Annotated in this window: 3 protein-coding genes and 1 pseudogene; all 4 read left to right on the top strand. The window is 71.9% G+C overall.

The window, feature by feature from the left end; genetic code table 11:
• Positions 1-115: pseudogene (locus tag ACWF94_RS33110) on the top strand (glycerophosphodiester phosphodiesterase); the annotation flags it as partial.
• A gap of 32 nt (positions 116-147) precedes the next feature.
• Complete coding sequence (hcaB, locus tag ACWF94_RS33105) at positions 148-930, top strand: 3-(cis-5,6-dihydroxycyclohexa-1,3-dien-1-yl)propanoate dehydrogenase (protein WP_453497064.1); 783 nt, start codon at positions 148-150, stop codon at positions 928-930.
• Between the two features lie 41 nt (positions 931-971).
• A complete protein-coding gene (locus ACWF94_RS33100; RefSeq protein WP_453497061.1) occupies positions 972-1169 on the top strand; it encodes a ferredoxin in 198 nt (65 codons plus the stop codon).
• Positions 1166-2384: NAD(P)/FAD-dependent oxidoreductase (locus tag ACWF94_RS33095; protein ID WP_453497058.1), on the top strand; the 1219-nt coding region annotated here is incomplete at its 3' end. The genes ACWF94_RS33100 and ACWF94_RS33095, both read left to right, overlap by 4 nt.

The following is a 2384-nucleotide window of genomic DNA, read 5'->3' as shown; positions in this document are numbered from 1 at the left end:
CCTCACCTGGGACGAGGTGCGCGAGGTGACGGACGGCGGGGTGCCCGCCCTCACCGACGCGCTGGCGGCGACCGAGGGCAGCAGGGTGATGATCGACCTGCCCGGCGCCCCCGGCCCCGCGAGATCCCGCACAGAGGAGCACCCCACATGACCGGCTGGATGGACGGGCAGCGCGCACTTGTGGTCGGCGGCGGATCAGGGATCGGACGCGCCGTCGTCGACGCGTTCCTGGCGGAGAACGCCCGGGTCGCCGTGCTCGAACGCGACCGGGCCAAGGCCGACCTCCTCGCCGCGGACTGCCCCGAGGTGGCGGTCGTCGTCGGCGACGCCTCCCGGTCCGCCGCCAACCACGCCGCCGTGCGCGCGGCCACCGACCTCTTCGGCGGCCTGGACGTCCTGGTCAGCTGCGTCGGGATCTTCGACTTCTACCGCGGACTGAACGACCTCGGCGAGGACGAGATCGACCAGGCATTCGACGAGATCTTCGCCGTCAACGTCAAGAGCTATCTGCACTCGGTGAAGGCCGCACTGCCCGAGCTCCGCAGATCGCGCGGGTCGGTGATCCTCACCGAGTCCACCTCGGCCTACTACCCGGGACGGGGCGGCGTCCTCTACGTCGCCTCCAAGCACGCCGTCCGCGGCATCGTCACCGCCCTCGCCCACGAGCTGGCTCCCGACATCCGGGTCAATGCCGTCGCACCGGGCGGAACCCTCCACACCGACCTCCGCGGAGCCGGCGCACTGGGCCATGAGGACAAGCGGCTCAACGACACCCCCGGGCGCGAAGCCGAACTCGCGGGACGAGTGCCGCTCGGCATCGCGATGACCGGGGCCGACCACGCCTGGAGCTACGTGTACCTGGCGTCGAGGCGGGCGCGAGGCGTCACCGGGGACGTCGCGCATTCCGACGGCGGAATCCGCATCAAGTGACGGACCCCAGAACCGCAAACTGAGAACAGGAGTTGATGGACGTGGCGGTCGTACGAGCCGACCTGGCGGCATGCCAGGGCTATGCGAACTGCGTCGTCGGTGCCGACAGCTACTTCGACATCGACGACGACGGCGTAGTGGTGATCCTCAGGACCGAGGTCTCCGACGAAGACCGGATCCGGGTCGACGAAGCGGCCCGCAGCTGCCCGGTCTCCGCGCTCAAGGTGACCGACGCATGACCCGCACTGTGATCGTCGGAGGCTCCGTCGGAGGCGTCCGCACCGCGCAGGCGCTGCGCGCGGGCGGTTACGGCGGTGAGATCCTCATCGCCGAGGCGGAGACGGAACCGCCGTACGACAAACCCCCGCTCAGCAAGTCCCTGCTCACGGGCTCCGTCAGGCCGGACGATATCCGGCTCCTGACGCGGGAGCAGGCCGACGCAGCCGGGATCGACCTGCGCCTGGGTGCGCGCGCCACCGAGGTCGACCCGCGCGAACGCGTCGTCTCGTTCGACGACGGCGCCACCGTCCCCTATGACCACCTGGTCGTCGCCACCGGCGCAAGGGCCCGCCGTCCCCCCTGGGGCGCGATCGACGGCGTGCACGTCGTACGCACGCTGGCCGACGCGGCACGGCTGCGCCGCGACCTTGCCGCGGGCGGGCATCTCGTCGTGATCGGCGCCGGCTTCATCGGAGCCGAGATCGCCTCCACAGGACGCGCGCTCGGCCTTGAGGTCACGATGATCGACCCGCAACCGGTCCCGATGAGCAGATCGCTGAGCACCGACGTCGCGAGAGCGGCGCTGGCCCTGCACACGAGTGCCGGCGTGCGCTGCCTCATGAACGCGGCGGTGTCCGGCGTCACGGGAGGCGCGGGAGACCTGACGGTCACCCTGACGGACGGCACGATCCTGCGGGCGGCGACCGTGGTCGTCGGCATCGGCGCGGACCCCGCCGCCGACTGGCTGGCAACCTCCGGGCTCACCCTTGACAACGGCCTGGTGTGCGACGAGTACTGCCGGGCCATCGGGACGGCCGACATCTACGCCGTCGGTGACGTCGCCCGCTGGTACGACCGCGCACGCGGCCACCACGTGCGCGCCGAGCACTGGACCAACGCGGTCGAGCAGGCTGCCTGCGTCGCGCACAACATCCTCGACCCGTGGTCGCCGCGGCCGTACGAACCCGTCGACTTCGTCTGGAGCGACCAGCACGACTGGAGGATCCAGGTGGTCGGCGACACGTCAGGACCGGCCGCCACCGCGACGCTGGGCGACCCTTCGGCCGACGGGCGATTCGCGGCGCTGTACGCCGACGAGGCCGGCCGCCTCCGCGGCGCCGCTGTGGTCAACTGGCCACGGGCGCTGGTGCAGTGCCGCAAGGCCGTGCGTGATGGCGTCGCCTGCCGGGACCTGGCAGGGCGGCTGCGCGCGCAAGCGCCCGCGGCCTCTGCCG

It is taken from the genome of Streptomyces sp. NPDC055078 (genome assembly GCF_053607985.1).
The sequence above is the reverse complement of the archived record's forward strand: the minus strand, read 5'-3'. Positions and strand labels throughout refer to the sequence as shown.